The sequence below is a fragment of the Bradyrhizobium nanningense genome, from assembly GCF_004114535.1.
Lineage (GTDB): Bacteria > Pseudomonadota > Alphaproteobacteria > Rhizobiales > Xanthobacteraceae > Bradyrhizobium > Bradyrhizobium nanningense.
On the sequence record NZ_LBJC01000072.1, the window covers coordinates 1 to 14,270 of the forward strand.

14 protein-coding genes are annotated in these 14,270 nt (G+C 64.7%); 5 read left to right on the forward strand and 9 right to left on the reverse strand.

The window, feature by feature from the left end:
- Positions 1 to 529: DUF2147 domain-containing protein (locus XH84_RS33115; protein ID WP_164937415.1), on the forward strand; the 529-nt coding region annotated here is incomplete at its 5' end.
- A 230-nt stretch (positions 530 to 759) separates the two neighbouring features.
- Here the strand turns inward: XH84_RS33115 and XH84_RS33120 are convergent.
- On the reverse strand, positions 760 to 1,164 hold the full coding sequence (locus XH84_RS33120) for a (R)-mandelonitrile lyase (RefSeq protein WP_128918131.1): 405 nt from the start codon (positions 1,162 to 1,164) through the stop codon (positions 760 to 762).
- Between the two features lie 23 nt (positions 1,165 to 1,187).
- Complete coding sequence (locus tag XH84_RS33125) at positions 1,188 to 1,886, reverse strand: ribonuclease activity regulator RraA (RefSeq protein ID WP_128918132.1); 699 nt, start codon at positions 1,884 to 1,886, stop codon at positions 1,188 to 1,190.
- A gap of 257 nt (positions 1,887 to 2,143) precedes the next feature.
- Between XH84_RS33125 and pxpB the strand changes: the two genes are divergently transcribed.
- From pxpB to XH84_RS33140, 3 genes are read left to right on the forward strand one after another with little or no spacing between them, the layout of a single operon-like run.
- Positions 2,144 to 2,875: a 5-oxoprolinase subunit PxpB gene (gene pxpB, locus XH84_RS33130; RefSeq protein WP_128918133.1), complete on the forward strand. Its 732-nt coding sequence runs from the start codon at positions 2,144 to 2,146 to the stop codon at positions 2,873 to 2,875.
- Positions 2,872 to 3,909 (forward strand): 5-oxoprolinase subunit C family protein, encoded by a 1,038-nt coding sequence (locus tag XH84_RS33135; protein ID WP_128918134.1) that lies wholly within the window; start codon positions 2,872 to 2,874, stop codon positions 3,907 to 3,909. The genes pxpB and XH84_RS33135 overlap by 4 nt, the downstream gene beginning before the upstream one ends.
- Positions 3,910 to 3,943: 34 nt before the next feature.
- Positions 3,944 to 4,711, forward strand: coding sequence for a LamB/YcsF family protein (locus tag XH84_RS33140; protein ID WP_128918135.1), 768 nt, complete (start codon positions 3,944 to 3,946; stop codon positions 4,709 to 4,711).
- Between the two features lie 123 nt (positions 4,712 to 4,834).
- Here the strand turns inward: XH84_RS33140 and XH84_RS33145 are convergent, their stop codons facing one another.
- The 6 genes from XH84_RS33145 to XH84_RS33170 form a co-directional block, all read right to left on the reverse strand.
- Positions 4,835 to 4,987 carry a hypothetical protein gene (locus XH84_RS33145; protein ID WP_164936086.1) on the reverse strand — a complete coding sequence of 51 codons (153 nt, stop codon included), beginning with the start codon at positions 4,985 to 4,987 and terminating at the stop codon, positions 4,835 to 4,837.
- A gap of 202 nt (positions 4,988 to 5,189) precedes the next feature.
- Complete coding sequence (locus XH84_RS33150; RefSeq protein WP_128918137.1) at positions 5,190 to 6,800, reverse strand: sulfite reductase subunit alpha; 1,611 nt, start codon at positions 6,798 to 6,800, stop codon at positions 5,190 to 5,192.
- A complete protein-coding gene (locus XH84_RS33155) occupies positions 6,797 to 8,581 on the reverse strand; it encodes a NirA family protein (RefSeq protein ID WP_164936087.1) in 1,785 nt (594 codons plus the stop codon). Before XH84_RS33155 ends, XH84_RS33150 begins: the two co-directional genes overlap by 4 nt.
- Before the next feature lie 335 nt (positions 8,582 to 8,916).
- Entirely contained in the window at positions 8,917 to 10,080 is a 1,164-nt protein-coding gene (locus tag XH84_RS33160; protein ID WP_128918139.1) for a CmpA/NrtA family ABC transporter substrate-binding protein, read from the reverse strand.
- A complete protein-coding gene (locus XH84_RS33165; RefSeq protein ID WP_128918140.1) occupies positions 10,077 to 10,667 on the reverse strand; it encodes an ANTAR domain-containing response regulator in 591 nt (196 codons plus the stop codon). The genes XH84_RS33160 and XH84_RS33165 overlap by 4 nt, the downstream gene beginning before the upstream one ends.
- 330 nt (positions 10,668 to 10,997) lie before the next feature.
- A complete protein-coding gene (locus XH84_RS33170) occupies positions 10,998 to 11,561 on the reverse strand; it encodes a hypothetical protein (protein ID WP_128918141.1) in 564 nt (187 codons plus the stop codon).
- Positions 11,562 to 11,844: 283 nt separating this feature from the next.
- Here XH84_RS33170 and rimO point away from each other — a divergent pair, with 283 nt between their 5' ends.
- Positions 11,845 to 13,164, forward strand: a complete 1,320-nt coding sequence (gene rimO, locus XH84_RS33175; protein WP_128918142.1) for a 30S ribosomal protein S12 methylthiotransferase RimO — start codon at positions 11,845 to 11,847, stop codon at positions 13,162 to 13,164.
- A 134-nt stretch (positions 13,165 to 13,298) separates the two neighbouring features.
- Here the strand turns inward: rimO and XH84_RS33180 are convergent, their stop codons facing one another.
- Positions 13,299 to 14,240, reverse strand: coding sequence for a hypothetical protein (locus tag XH84_RS33180; protein WP_164936088.1), 942 nt, complete (start codon positions 14,238 to 14,240; stop codon positions 13,299 to 13,301).
- Between the last annotated feature and the right edge of the window lie 30 nt (positions 14,241 to 14,270).

A 14,270-nucleotide genomic window follows, 5' to 3' on the forward strand; every position in this document is an offset into this window, starting at 1 on the left:
GGCCGAGACGGCCGTGCTGCCGCCGCCCGCAGCACCGGCGCCTCCTCCAGCACCCGCGCCAGCCGCGCAGCAGGCTCCTCCCGCCGTGACGACAGCACCGCCGGGCCCGGCCGTGACTGCGGCCCCTTCGGCGCCGCCTCTGCCTCCCGCTCCGCCCCCTGCACCGGCCCCCGTTCAGGCGGCGGCCGTCGCTCCGCCTGCCCCGGCAGCTGCGGCCACGCGCGATCTCAATTCACCGCTCGGCGTTTGGCTCACCGAGGAGAAGGAAGGCAAGGTCCGCATCGAGCAATGCGGCAGCAATCTGTGCGGCTATTCGGTCGACAGCAAATCGAACCAGAACGGCGAGCAGGTTCTGATCAACATGAAGCCCGGCAAGGACCAGAAATGGTCCGGCCGCATCCTCGATCCGAACTCCGGTTCGACCTACGATTCGACCATCGCGATGAAGGGTACCGATCGCCTGAACGTGCAGGGCTGCGCCTTCGGCGGCATGTTCTGCGGCGGCCAAACCTGGACGCGGGTGAACTAGAGGCGTCTAAGCCGCGCCGTCGGCTCCGGTACGTGGCGAGGCGCGCTGTGCACGGGCACGTGGACGGCGGCGAAGGTGTAAGTTGCCGTTGCCGTGTCCCGGACGCGCTGTAGCGTACAACGCTGCTGAGCAGAGCCGGGACCCAGCATCGTGGTCGCTGGAAGGCTCTGGGTCCCGGATCGGCGACGCATCGCCTGAAGGCGATGCGTCTTGTCCGGGACACGGGAGTCTTAGCCCAGCGCCGCGCCGTACTCCGCGTCGGTCACCGGCTCCAGCCAGGTCGAGTAGACGCCATCAAGCGCTTCCTGCATGGCGATGTGGCACATGCTGTTGGTCGGCGAGGCCCCGTGCCAGTGCACTTCACTGGGCGGAATCCAGACGGTGTCGCCAGGGCGGATTTCCCTGACCGGCCCGCCCTTGGTCTGGACGCGGCCGACGCCCGAAATCACGTAGAGCGTCTGGCCGAGCGGATGGTGGTGCCAGTTGGTGCGGGCACCCGGCTCGAATGCGACGCGCGAGACGTTCAGCCGTGCCGGCGCAGGCGCCATGTTGATGGGGTCCTGCCATACGGTGCCGGTGAAGTGTTCCTTGGGCGCGCGGCGGGTCGGCCGCGTGCCGGCGAGCGTGATGTCCATGAGAGTCCTCGTTTCCTTGTCCGTTACTTCTTGCTGGCGGCGTAGCGCGCCTTGGTCTCGGCGTTCATGGGATACAGGCCCGGCAGCACCGCGCCGTTGTTCACCTCGTTGACGATCCAGGCTTCCATGCGCTCCTGCTCGACGCCCTCGTTGAGCACGTGGTCGAGCATCGCCTGCGGGATCAGCACGCAGCCGTCCTGGTCGGCGACCACGATGTCATTCGGGAAAACGGCAACCCCGCCACAGCCGATCGGCTCGCCCCAGCCGACGAAGGTGAGGCCCGCGACCGAAGGCGGCGCGGCATAGCCGTCGCACCAGACCGGAAGATTGGTGCCGAGCACGCCCTCGACGTCACGCACCACCCCGTCGGTGACCAGCGCCGTGACGCCGCGCTTGACCATACGGGCGCAGAGGATGTCGCCGAAGATGCCGGCATCGGTGATGCCCATGGCGTCGACCACCGTGATGCAGCCCTCCGGCATCGCCTCGATCGCGGTGCGGGTCGAGATCGGCGAGGACCAGGATTCCGGCGTCGCCAGATCCTCGCGCGCCGGCACGAAGCGCAGCGTGAAGGCCGGCCCAACCAGCCGCGGCAGCCCGGGGCGCAGCGGCCGCGCGCCGCGCATCCACACATTCCGAAGGCCCTTCTTCAGCAGGACCGTGGTGATGGTGGCAGTGGTGATGCCGGCGAGGGTCTTGCGGGCTTCGGGGGACAGCGACATGGACGACAACGAGCTCCGAGGTGCGGGAAATAACGCGCGCATCTTGCGAGCCGCAGGCCGTGCGTCAAGGGCCAAGAGGCTAGCAATAACGCAGGGCCGGTGGGCCTTTATGCGACGCGATAACAAGGCTTTATCGCTTCCCCCTGCATTAATTTATTGGACTTGCGGGCGCATTTACGCGAAGCAGGAGTGACGCGGAACTCAAGGTCGAGCCCGCGCTTTGCAAAGCCCGATTTCGACAGCTCTTCGACAGCTCAATGGCCGCGACGCTTCCCCCGCCCCGCCTTCTGCCCAGTGGCGACAGCGCCGTCACGGTCGAGTTCAGCCGCACCATCGACGAGGATGCCAACCAGCGCGTGCTGGCGCTGGACAAGGCGCTCGCAGCAAGTCCGATCGACGGCATCACCGAGACCGTGCCGACCTATCGCTCGCTGCTCGTGCATTACGACCCCTGCAAGATCGGTTTCGACGCGCTCGGCGACAAGCTGCTTCCGATCGCGATCCAGTCGCCCCCGCCGGTGACTAAGGCGCGCCGCTGGCGCATTCCCGTCGCCTATGGCGGCGAGCACGGCATCGACCTCGAGGACGTCGCCAAGGCGCTGAACACCACGCCGGACGACATCGTCGGCCGGCATGCGGGCGGCGACTACAGGGTCGCGATGATCGGCTTCACGCCGGGCTGGTCCTATCTCAGCGGCCTCGACAAATCGCTGCACATGTCGCGGCGGCAGAATCCACGGCTGCTGACGCCGGCCGGTACGATCTCGATCGGCGGCGTCCAGGCCGGAATCCAGTGCCTGGCCGCCCCCAGCGGCTGGCATCTGCTCGGCCGCACGCCGGTGCGAACTTATCAGCTCCACCGCAACCCGACCTTCCTGACCGAACCCGGTGACCGCGTGACGTTTTTCGCCATCGACCACAAGACCTTCGATGAGCTGGATCGCGCTGCGGAAGCCGGCGAGATCATCGCCGAGCAGGTGGACGCATGAGCCGGCTCATCGTCGCCAGCATTGGACCGGCAAGCTCCGTCCAGGACGGCGGGCGCTTTGGTGCGCAGCGCTATGGCCTGACGGTGAGCGGTGCGATGGATCGGCTGTCGCTGGCTGCGGCGAACACACTCGTCGGCAACGCGCCGTTCGCGGCCGCCGTCGAGATCGGCCCGTTCGGTGCCGCCTTCACCGCCCGTGACGGCGCCGTGCGCGTCGCGATCTCCGGCGCGCCGCGCAACGCGGACGTCGCCGGAAACGCGGTCGCCATGGACAATTCGGTGACGCTGAAGGACGGCGAGACGCTGACGCTGGGCTTTGCCCGCGGCGGCGCCTTCACCTATCTCGCGATCGAAGGCGCCATCACGGGCGAACTCGTGTTCGGCAGTCTCGCGGTGAATGCCCGCGCCGGCCTCGGCAGCCCCTACCCGCGCCCGCTCCAGGCCGGCGACGAATTCAGCGTCGATGCCGCGAGCGGCGCACCCGAGATGCGCATCGAATTGCCGAAACCCGTGAGCGGTCCAATCCGTGTCGTGCTGGGGCCGCAGGACGACGAGTTCGACGACGCCAACAAGGCGCTGTTCCTAGACAGCGAGTGGAAGATCTCGGCGACCTCCGACCGCATGGGCTACCGACTCGAAGGCCCCGCGATCAAGCATCTGCACGGTCACAACATCGTCTCCGACGGCACCGTCAACGGCAGCATCCAGGTGCCCGGCAACGGCGCGCCGATCGCGCTGATGATGGACCGCGGCACCTCCGGCGGCTATCCGAAGATCGCAACCGTGATCACCGCCGACATCGGCCGTCTCGCACAGACCTCGGCGGGGACGGCGTTTCGCTTCAAGGCCGTCAGCGTGGCCGAGGCGCAGAACGAGGCGAAGAAGTTCGCGCAAACGATCCGCACCCTGCCCGATCGCCTGCGCGCGGCCGACAGCGTCGCGCTCAACATCGAGGCGCTCAGCGATGCCAATGTGGCGGGCCACGCGGTGAACGCCGTCGATGCCGGCACATGGCAGGTCACCACGGAGCCTTAAACGTAACAACGAGACCGGAAGGCGGAGAGCACCCATGAAGACGATCGATCTCAATTGCGACCTCGGCGAAGGTTTTGGCGCGTGGGAGATGGGCAACGACGCCGCGATGATCGAGCTCGCAAGCTCGGTCAACGTCGCCTGCGGCTTCCATGCCGGCGACCCCGATATCATGCGCCGGACGGTGGAGCTTGCGAAGGCGCGCGGCGTCTCGGTCGGCGCGCATCCCGGCTATCGCGACCTGCACGGCTTCGGCCGGCACCCGATTGCGGGCCTCAAAGCCTCCGAGATCGAGAACCTCGTCGCCTATCAGATCGGCGCGCTGCAGGCGATCGCGACCGCGGCCGGCCACAAGGTCACGCATGTGAAGGCGCATGGCGCGCTCTCCAACGTCGCCTGCGAGGACGACATGACGGCCAAGGCGATCGCCGCCGGCATCAAAGCCGTCGATCCCAGCCTGATCTTCGTCGTGCTCGCCAATTCGAAGCTGGTGAAGGCCGGCGAAGACGCCAACCTGCCGATGGTGCACGAAGTGTTCGCCGACCGCGCCTATGAGGACGACGGCAACCTCGTCTCCCGCAAGAAGCCCGGCGCGGTGCTGCACGATGCCAAGGCCATTGCCGAGCGCGTGGTGCGCATGGTGCAGGACGGCGCGGTGGTCTCGGTGACGGGCAAGGTGATCAAGATGCGCACGGACACGGTGTGCATCCATGGCGACACGCACGGCGCCGTGGAGATCGCGCGGACGCTGCGTCAGGCGTTGAAGGATGCCGGGATCGAGGTCGCGCCGTTCAGGCGCGGGTGAGGCTTGTTCGTAGGTGGATTAGCGAAGCGTAATCCACCTCTGCGGCGGGCGGTACAAGTAGTGGGTTACGCCAGCGGACTGCGCTTCGCGCAGCCGCAGGCTAACCCACCCTAGGCACTCACCTTAAAACGGATGCACCGAGAGCGTGCCGAACACGATCGCCGCGATGATCGCGAACGCGCTGTAGAGCGCGAAATGATGGACGTTCGCCCGGGTCCGCTGCGAGAGCGAGCGCGCGTAAAGGTGAAGTCTGGCTTCCGCCGATAGTTCGCGCATGGTCGATCTCCAACGCCCCATTTGCGGGATTATGAGGGATCACCCAGGGTGTGAGGCAAGACGGCGACGGAAATAGCGATACGCCTGCTCCGCAAGGGGCCAATCGCAGACATAAATTCTTTCCAGGTGCGGGTTCCCAGAATCTTATTCGTTCAAATCCGAGCCAGTTGGAACCGGCCCGGATGACGTATTGTAACGGCACTCAGTACACGTCGGCCTGGAAGCGGCCGATTTTCTTGAGCTCGGCGACGAAGCTGACGGCCTCGTCGGTCGAACGCGCGCCGAACTGGGCGACGATGTCGACCAGCGCGCGCTCGACATCCTTGGCCATGCGCTTGGCATCGCCGCAGATGTAGAAATGCGCGCCCTCGGCGAGCCAGGTCCACACCTCGCGGCCGACCTCCCGCATGCGGTCCTGCACGTAGAACTTCTTTTCGCCGTCGCGAGACCAGGCCAGCGACATGCGCGTGAGCAGACCCGAGGTCTTCATCGCATTGAGCTCCTCCTGGTAGAAGAAGTCGCAATCGCTGCGCTGGTGGCCGAAGAACAGCCAGTTCTTGCCGGGCGCGCCGGTCGCCTTGCGGTCGAGCAGGAAGGCGCGGAACGGCGCGATGCCGGTGCCCGGACCAACCATGATGATCGGCGTCTTCGGATCCTTCGGCAGGCCGAAGCCGTGCGCCTTCTGCACATAGACCTTGAGCTGCTCGCCCTCGGCGATGCGTTCGCCGAGGAAGGTCGAGGCGACGCCGAGCCGCTTGCGCTTGCCGATGACGTAGCGCACGGAATCGACCGTCAGCGACAGCTTTCCGGGCGTCGCATTATGCGACGACGAGATCGAATAGAGCCGCGGCTGCAGCGGTTCCAGTGCCTCGACGAAGGCCTCGGGATGTGGCCGCGTGCCGGAAAACTTCTGCAGCCCGGCCATGACGTCGAGGGTCGCGGCATCGCCATCGGGATCCTCCCCCTGCGCCAGCGCCCGCGCCTTCTCGCGCGCCGCGCCGCCGGTGATGAAGGAGATCAGCTCGAACAGCGTGTCGGGCGCCGGCGACAGCGAGACGTCGTCGATCAGCACCTCGCGCAGCGTCTTGCCGTTCACTTTGGTGGTATGGGAGGCGCCGAGCAGCGCGATGACCTGGTCGACGAGACCGACATCGTTGCGCGCGAACACGCCAAAGCTGTCGCCCACGACGTAGTCGAGCTTGCTCTCGGACAGATCGAACTCGACGTGATAGGTTTCCTTCTCCGACTTCCCCTTGTTGAGCAGGCGGCGCGACAGGAAGGTCGCGGTCACGGGGTTGTCGCGCGAGCGGCCCGGCTCTGCGATCGTGACCGTCACGGCCGGCGCCGGAGCGTCCGGCTTGTCCGCCGTTTTAACCGCCGGGGCCTTGTCGAGCTCCTCGTAGAGCGACTTCAGCATCCGCGCGGTTTCCTTGCCGCCGGGGACGCAGAGGTTGAGCCGTGCTTCGCTGCGGCTGGCGATCGCTTCCGAATAATCGTGGCAATTGTAGCCGCACTGGCCGCAATCCTGCTGCGCCATCGCCGCCATCATCTTGCGGCGCACCGGGCGTCCCTCGGCGAGCTTCATGCGATCGGCAATCGGCATGGTCTGGTCGTGCCAGGGCGCTTCGCCGTCGTCACCGTCGCCGGCCGCGCCTTGCATGACGGCGGCGCCCTGCTCCGCCGACAGCGGCGCGGCGACATCAGGCGACAGCAGCCCGGCAAAGAAGCCGTTCAGCCAGGATCGCTGCGCATCGGAGAACGGTGCGCTGGCGGGAATGATATCGAGCCTGGGCGGAGGAGTGATCTGGTTCATGCGGACACCTGTGCATCGGCAAGCTTGCGCAGCGTCTCGCCGTCATGGCGGCGCGCAAAGGAAAGGAAGGTTTCGTCGGCAGACGAGCGATGAGCGATATAGGCCTTGAGCAGCGCCTCGACCGTCTTCGGCGCGTCTTCGGCCTTGAGGTCGTGATAGACCTCCTGTCCGACGTCGGCGTCGGGGCCGAAGCCGCCGCCGGTGAAGAGGTGATAACCCTCGACCGTGTCGTCCTCGTTGACCGGCACGCGCGCCCCGATCAGGCCGATGTCGCTGATGTAATGCTGCGCGCAGGAATGATGGCAGCCGGTGACGTGGATGTTGACCGGCTTGTCCATCGCGACGCGCGGCTCGCACCAGTCACCGATCTCGGCGGCATGGCGCTTGGTATTGGCGGCGGCGAAGCGGCAGCCGGCATTGCCGGTGCAGGCGATCAGGCCGGCGCGGATGTGCGAGGCCTCGACCGCCAGCCCGATCTGCTTGATCGCCGCGATCGCAAGCTCGACGTTCTCATCGCGCACGCCCGATATCAGCAAGTTCTGCCAGACGGTCAGACGGATCTCGCCGTCGCCGAGGTCGCGCGAAACCTTGGCGAGACCCCGCATCTGATCGCAGCTGAGCTTGCCGAGCGTCAGCGACACGCCGATCCAGTTCAGACCCTCCTGCTTCTGCTTGTGCACGCCGACATGCGCCATGCGGTCGGCGGCCGGCCGCGGCGCGAATGCCTCTTCCGGCACGCGGGTGAACGGCGTCTTCAGCCGCTCCTCGACCAGCTTGAGGAAGCCGTCATGGCCCATGGCGTCGAGCACGTATTTCAGCCGCGCCTTGTTGCGGTTGGTGCGGTCGCCATGGTCGATGAACACGCGCACGATGGCGTCGGCAACGGCGGTCGCCTGCTCTGGCTTGACGATGATGCCGGAATATTTGGCAAAATCCTTGTGGCCGGTGATGCCGCCGAGGCCGAGCCGGAACCAGACGCCCGGCTCGACGCCAAAACCGTCCTTCACCTCATACGCCGTGAACGCGATGTCATTGGTCTCCTCGAGCACGGCAATCCTGCCGGCCCCGTCGAAGGCGACGTTGAACTTGCGCGGCAGACCGTACAGCGAGCGGTCGTTGAGGATGTGGTAATGCCATTCGCGCGCATAGGGCCGCGTGTCGATGATTTCCTGCGGATCGATGCCGGCCGTCGGCGTCCCCGTGACGTTGCGGATGTTGTCGGCGCCGGAGCCGCGCGAGCACAGGCCAAGCTCCTGGATGCCCTCGAGCAGCTTGACCGCGTTCTTCGGCGGAATCTCGCGGAGCTGGAGATTGGCGCGCGTCGTGACGTGGCTATACGGGCCGCATAGTTCGTCGGCGAGGTCGGCAAGGCCGGACAGCTGCCAGTGCTTCATGATGCCGTTCGGAATCCGCAGGCGGCTCATGTAGGAATCCTGCGTCGGCGCGACGTAGAAGATGCCGTAATAGCGCCAGCGGAAATTGTCCGCCGGGCTCGGCGGCGCATTGTCGAGCGCCTGCTGGCGTAGCCGCGGATAGGCATCGAAGGGATGCTCGTCGCGCTTGAACTTCTCCTGGTCGGCGAGCTTCTTGCCCGACGCGAGCACCTTGTCCTGCGCCTTGATGTGCACGGCATCGGGACCAGCAGGCTCGGCATTCGCCTTGCCGGCGCTGCTGCCGCCCAGACCTCGCCCAACCCGGCTGATCTGCAGACCGGTCGTGAAGCCTTCGAGATAGCGTTTCTGCTCGTCGGTAAAGTCGACTGCGAGCGTATCGATTTTCATGGTCGGTAACGAAGCTCCTGCGGCCACCTGGGTGGCATCGACGGATATTGCGCGACCCGCGAGGACCGAGGCTGGCTGCAAGAGCCGGCTTCGCTACCCCCACGGTCCGATCAGCTTCGTTGCTGCGGGACTCGGCTCAGCAGGCGCCTGTGACAAGCTGGCCGCACTGCAACATTCAAGTTGCGTGCCAGCTTGGGGGAAATGGAAAGCTTTGTCTTTTCAGGCGATTAGGAACGGGCCCGAAAAATCCCGGGCCGTGCATTTTCACGAAATTCGTGCATCCTGATCAATATTTGGGCGGCAAATCGGTGTGCTCAAAAATGATGCAGACGGAATCAGGTCCGCCAGCGCCCAACCTCGAAGGCCTCAAGATGCCCACGGATGTTGTCGGGATCGAACACCGGGCCGGCAAATGCGCCGAAGGCTGCGGGTGCCTGCTCGGGCGGCCGGCGGCCGAGGGCAGCATCGTACAGGTCGGGCCTGAACACGGCCATCGCCGTCTTGACGCCCTCCGGAGTAAGCGCCGTCTGCCCCCAGCGCACCATCTGCGCATAGAGCCAGGCGGCCTGAACCGGATCGGGGCGCCCTGCCTCCTCCCGCCCCACCAGGAGGTAGCGGCCGCTTTCGCGGAAGGTGCCGTCAGGGGAAATCTTCAGGCGTCCGGTCAGGGTGCGCTGGATCACTTCGGCATCGACGCCGATCCGCTCGGGCTGCGCCAGGATCTGCGCCGCCTCGATCAGGTTCGCAGGATTCTCGATGAACTCGGCCCCCTTCACCGCCGCGCGCACCAGACGAGCGACCACGTCCGGATGCTTGTCGGCCCAGACCTGGCGAACCGCCAGCACCTTCTCGGCTGCGCGGTCGAGGATGTCGGAGACGAAATGCAGGATATGCCCGATGCCGAGATCGACCGCGATCGAATTCCAGGGCGCGCCGACGCAGAATGCATCGACATGACCATTGGCGAGGCTGTCGACCATATAGGGCGGCGGCAACACCACGAGGCGCACGTCCTCGTCAGGATCGACCCCGGCCGCAGCCATCCAGAACCGCAATTGGTAATTGTGGGTCGAGAACGGGAAGGTCATGCCAAAGGTCAGCGGCTCGGCCCCTAGCTTGCGGCGCTTGGCAACCACCTTCGCCAGCGCTTTCGCCGTCACCATCGGATCGAACCGGTCGCCGTCGATCTCCTCCATCAGCGCGGCATGGAGAGCCGGCGAGACCGTAATCGCATTGCCGTTGATGCCGAGATTGAAGGGCGCGGCGATCGGCACCTTGACGTGACCGAGCCCGAGCGAGGACGCGATCGCCACAGGCGCCAGCAGATGCGCGGCGTCGAACAGGCCGATATTGAGCTTGTCGCGGACGTTGGACCAGGAGACCTCGCGCACCAGCTCGACCTCGAGACCCTCGGCGGCAGCAAATCCTTTATCGACGGCGATAATCAACGCGGCGGCATCGACCAGCGGAATGAACCCGATGCGGAGGGGGGCGGTCATTTCAGCATCTCCGACGCGGTGATGATCGACTGCGCGATCTCACCGATTTTCTTCTTCTCGCGCATCGCGGTGGAGCGCAGCAGCACATAGGCCTCGTCCTCGGTCAGGCCCTTCACCTTCATCAGGATGCCCTTGGCACGTTCGATGATCTTGCGGTCCTCGAGCTGCGACTTGGTGCGCTCGAGCTCCTCCTGCAGCTTGGCGAAGGCATTGAAGCGGGACACGCAGAGGTCGAGGATCGGCTTGATGCGCTCTTTCTTCAGCCCGTCGACGATGTAGGCGGATACCCCGGCCTCGACCGAAGCCTGGATCGAGGCGGAATCGCTCTGATCCACGAACATCGCGATTGGCCGTTTCACGGCGCGGCTGACCTGGAACATGGCCTCCAGCACGTCGCGGCTGGGGTTCTCCAGATCAATCAGGATGATGTCGGGGTCCACCGCATAAATACGGGCAAGCAGGCTCTGCATCTCGCTGATATGGACGACCTGCGTGAATCCGGCCTCCCGCAATCCCTCCTCCAGGATCGCAGCCCGGATCGGGCTTTCGTCGACGATCACGATTTTGGGCGACTGGTCGGCGCTCATGGCTCACTCACGGCAGGTGATTCATCCATAGCACGCCGGAACGCCCTGCAAAGGGTTGTAATTGTGGGCAATTGGGACTAGCTCATGCCGGTCAATCAGGCAGATTTGGATGTGGATCAGATGGCTGCGCCCAAGGTCAGCTTCGTGTCGCTCGGGTGCTCCTGAGACAACGAATGTAAACTTGAGCCGTCGCTCCAAAAAATGCGCTCCAGCAGGCGGGATCGTGCTTGCTAAGGCGAGATTTCAGCTTTCGGATGCGAAGCAGAACTCATGTAGTCTATCGCAGCCTTACCGGTCGTTACCCGAGAGCGAGCATTTGGGCTCATGCTCTCACGGAATCTTCGCGCCAACGATCATCTTGTCGAGAAGTGGCACGGCGGCCAGCACCGCCGCCTCGTTGAGGCCGGAGACCGCTAGCCGCACGACGTAGGAATTGCCGTCCTTGTCGAGATCGGCGTAATGCGCGATCACTTCGATGGGCTGGTCCTTGAGGGACGGATTGTCGTAGCGATTGATAATGACCTTGGAGTTGACCGAGGGAAGCGCGGTGATCTTGGCATTCTTGCCGGATGTCGTTGCCCAATCCCGATCACTGGCAGCGACCCATTGAACCAATTCGGTCCGGTCCTTGTTGTAGCGGCCTTCGGCATAGATAATGACTTCTGCTTTACCGAAGCTCTTCCCGTGAGGCACGAACATCGATGCGCCGTACTTGAGACTCGCGGCCTCGTCCCTCGCCCACCCATCAGGCGCTATCACGCGTGGCCTGAATTCCGGACACATTCGTTCTTGCCGGTCGCAGACATGGATGATCTTGTCGACTTCAGCTCGCGCCGGAAACATCGCTCCATAGAAAACGGTAACGAAAGCCATGCCGAAGATGAAACGGCGCATCGCGGTTAAACTCCGTGGAATCAAGCAGAGACGGAATAACAACTAAGAGGTGCGTGTTGGAGCAATTCATCTCGGCTCCTCCATCGCTCAATCGAAACGAACTTCCACGTTGGGGAACCTCAATCGGTCCCATACTTCCCTAGTTACTGGCCGATTGCCTCATAATACGTGTAAATGCTGCGTTTTAGCATTGTACCGCGCACGTAGTTATTGAATTTCGCCATCGGATCAATTAGTTGGATCGCATATCCGAACAATTCAGATGCAGGTTCCAGGCGATTACATGGAAAGAGCGCCGCGTATATCTTTCACATCACTCGGTTGTCCCAAGGCATTGGTGGATTCCGAGCGCATCATCACGCGCCTGCGCGCCGAAGGCTATGAGCTCGCCCGCAAGCATGACGGCGCCGATATCGTCATCGTCAACACCTGCGGCTTCCTCGACAGTGCCAAGCAGGAATCGCTCTCGGCGATCGGCGAAGCCATGTCCGAGAACGGCAAGGTGATCGTCACAGGCTGCATGGGCGCGGAACCCGAGCAGATCGAGCAAGCCTATCCCGGCGTGCTCTCCATCACTGGCCCGCAGCAATACGAGAGCGTGCTCGACGCCGTGCATCGCGCGCTGCCGCCCGCGCACAATCCGCATCTCGATCTGGTGCCGCCACAGGGCATCAAGCTGACGCCGCGCCACTACGCCTATTTGAAGATCTCCGAAGGCTGCAACAACCGCTGCACGTTCTGCATCATCCCGAAGCTGCGCGGCGATCTGGTCTCGCGCCCGGCCAATGACGTGCTGCGCGAGGCCGAGCGCCTGGTCGGCGCCGGCGTCAAGGAGCTGCTCGTCATCTCGCAGGACACATCGGCCTATGGCGTCGATCTCAAATACGCCGAGAGCCCGTGGAAGGACCGCCAGGTCCGCGCCAAATTCCTCGACCTCGCCCGCGAGCTCGGTGAGCTCGGGGCCTGGGTGCGGTTGCAATATGTCTACCCCTACCCGCATGTCGACGAGGTCATCGCGCTGATGAACGAGGGCAAGGTGCTGCCCTATCTCGACATCCCGTTCCAGCATGCGAGCCCCGAGGTGCTGAAGGCGATGAAGCGTCCGGCGGCGCAGGACAAGACCTTGGCGCGGATCAAGCGCTGGCGCGAGGAATGCCCCGATCTTGCTCTGCGCTCGACCTTCATCGTCGGCTTCCCCGGCGAGACCGATACCGACTTCGCCTATCTGCTCGACTGGCTCGATGAAGCCGAGATCGATCGTCTCGGTTGCTTCAAATACGAGCCGGTCGCCGGCGCAACCTCGAACGCGATCGAAAATCCGGTGCCGGAAGAGGTCAAGCAGGAGCGTTACAACGCGCTGATGGCTCGCCAGCAAAAGATCTCGGCGCGCCGGCTGAAGCGCAAGGTCGGCACGCGCCAGCAGATCATCATCGACGAGGTCGGACCGACCGTCGCCAAGGGCCGTTCCAAGGCCGACGCGCCGGAGATCGACGGCGCGGTGTACCTCACGAGCCGCCGCCCCTTGCGCGTCGGCGAGATCGTCACCGCCAAGATCGAGCGCGCCGATCAATACGACCTCCACGGCAGCGTCGCGGGGTTCTGACGCCCCCGTCATTGCGAGGAGCTCGCGACAAAATTGCGTAGCAATTTTGCGCTGATGCGACGAAGCAATCCAGAATCCCTCCGTGGTGGCAGCCTGGATTGCTTCGCTACGCTCGCAATGACGATGTGGATCAGTCACGCCAGCCATTTCGGCACCCAGCGCTCCGGGCGCGGCGCACGGGCGAGGTCGGCCTTGGCTTCGGGGAGCAGCGCCGGCTCGCCGTCGATCGTCGGGCGGACATCGTATTCGAAGTTGGGCATGATGCGGCCGTCCGCATAGAGGCCGAAATTCATCGCGTACCACAACCCAAGCTCGGGCTGCGCACGACGCATCTCCTCGCGCAGATCGCGCAACAGGGATTCGATTGAAACCGCTTCCTCGAACGGCTGGGGCCCGCGCGAGAGCACGCGCGCCTCGTATTGCTTGCCGACGATCGCGACCGCAAAGCGCGTCTGGTCCCAGGGCTTCTTGCCCTTGGGCAGATGCGCGGCCAGCCGCCAGCCGAGCTCGGCCATCAGCCGGTGATTGGCCCAATAGTCTTCGCGATCCCGACTCCACTTTTCCACGAAGCCGCGGAAGTCGGGCAGGTCCGACGACGTTTCCTCGGGCGTTGTCGGCTCGCCATGCGGCCGTCCGGCGAGCCACTGCGCAAGCTCGACCGTCTGGCACTCGACCTCGTCGCGCGGCTTGAGATCGCTCCAGGCATTGTCGAATTGTTGCGACGTCAGTTTGGCGAGCAGGCCATCGAGGCTCGGCGCCAGCAATTCGTAATCGCCCTCCGACCCCAGCCCCACGATCGGCGGATTGTCGCGGTCGAGACCTGCGCCGTACCAGCCGCCGACGGCCGAACCATCCGGCAGCCGCATGAACAGCGAAAACCTGTCCCGCAAGGGGCTGCCGTCGATGATCGGCGCGTGATCGGAGAACTGGCCCTGCAGCGAAAAGCAGCCGACGCTGCCCCACGGGCGCCCGTCGAGCCACGTAGCAAAGTCGAGCAGCAGCGGGGGCGCTTCGATGCCCGGCGGAAATGCGCCGCGAACGCTGTCGAGGTCGATTGGATAAGGCGTATCGGACAAGGCTGAAACTGTCTCGTTGGTCCCGCCACT

What these genes read in the sequence shown, in the direction of transcription:
- XH84_RS33135 (WP_128918134.1), top strand. Translation starts at nt 2,872, where the DNA reads ATGAGCCGGCTCATCGTCGCCAGCATTGGACCGGCAAGCTCCGTCCAG.
- XH84_RS33165 (WP_128918140.1), bottom strand. Translation starts at nt 10,667, where the DNA reads ATGAGCGCCGACCAGTCGCCCAAAATCGTGATCGTCGACGAAAGCCCG.
- XH84_RS33125 (WP_128918132.1), bottom strand. Translation starts at nt 1,886, where the DNA reads ATGTCGCTGTCCCCCGAAGCCCGCAAGACCCTCGCCGGCATCACCACT.
- XH84_RS33170 (WP_128918141.1), bottom strand. Translation starts at nt 11,561, where the DNA reads ATGCGCCGTTTCATCTTCGGCATGGCTTTCGTTACCGTTTTCTATGGA.
- XH84_RS33150 (WP_128918137.1), bottom strand. Translation starts at nt 6,800, where the DNA reads ATGAACCAGATCACTCCTCCGCCCAGGCTCGATATCATTCCCGCCAGC.
- XH84_RS33140 (WP_128918135.1), top strand. Translation starts at nt 3,944, where the DNA reads ATGAAGACGATCGATCTCAATTGCGACCTCGGCGAAGGTTTTGGCGCG.
- XH84_RS33155 (WP_164936087.1), bottom strand. Translation starts at nt 8,581, where the DNA reads ATGAAAATCGATACGCTCGCAGTCGACTTTACCGACGAGCAGAAACGC.
- XH84_RS33145 (WP_164936086.1), bottom strand. Translation starts at nt 4,987, where the DNA reads ATGCGCGAACTATCGGCGGAAGCCAGACTTCACCTTTACGCGCGCTCG.
- rimO (WP_128918142.1), top strand. Translation starts at nt 11,845, where the DNA reads ATGGAAAGAGCGCCGCGTATATCTTTCACATCACTCGGTTGTCCCAAG.
- XH84_RS33160 (WP_128918139.1), bottom strand. Translation starts at nt 10,080, where the DNA reads ATGACCGCCCCCCTCCGCATCGGGTTCATTCCGCTGGTCGATGCCGCC.
- XH84_RS33120 (WP_128918131.1), bottom strand. Translation starts at nt 1,164, where the DNA reads ATGGACATCACGCTCGCCGGCACGCGGCCGACCCGCCGCGCGCCCAAG.
- pxpB (WP_128918133.1), top strand. Translation starts at nt 2,144, where the DNA reads ATGGCCGCGACGCTTCCCCCGCCCCGCCTTCTGCCCAGTGGCGACAGC.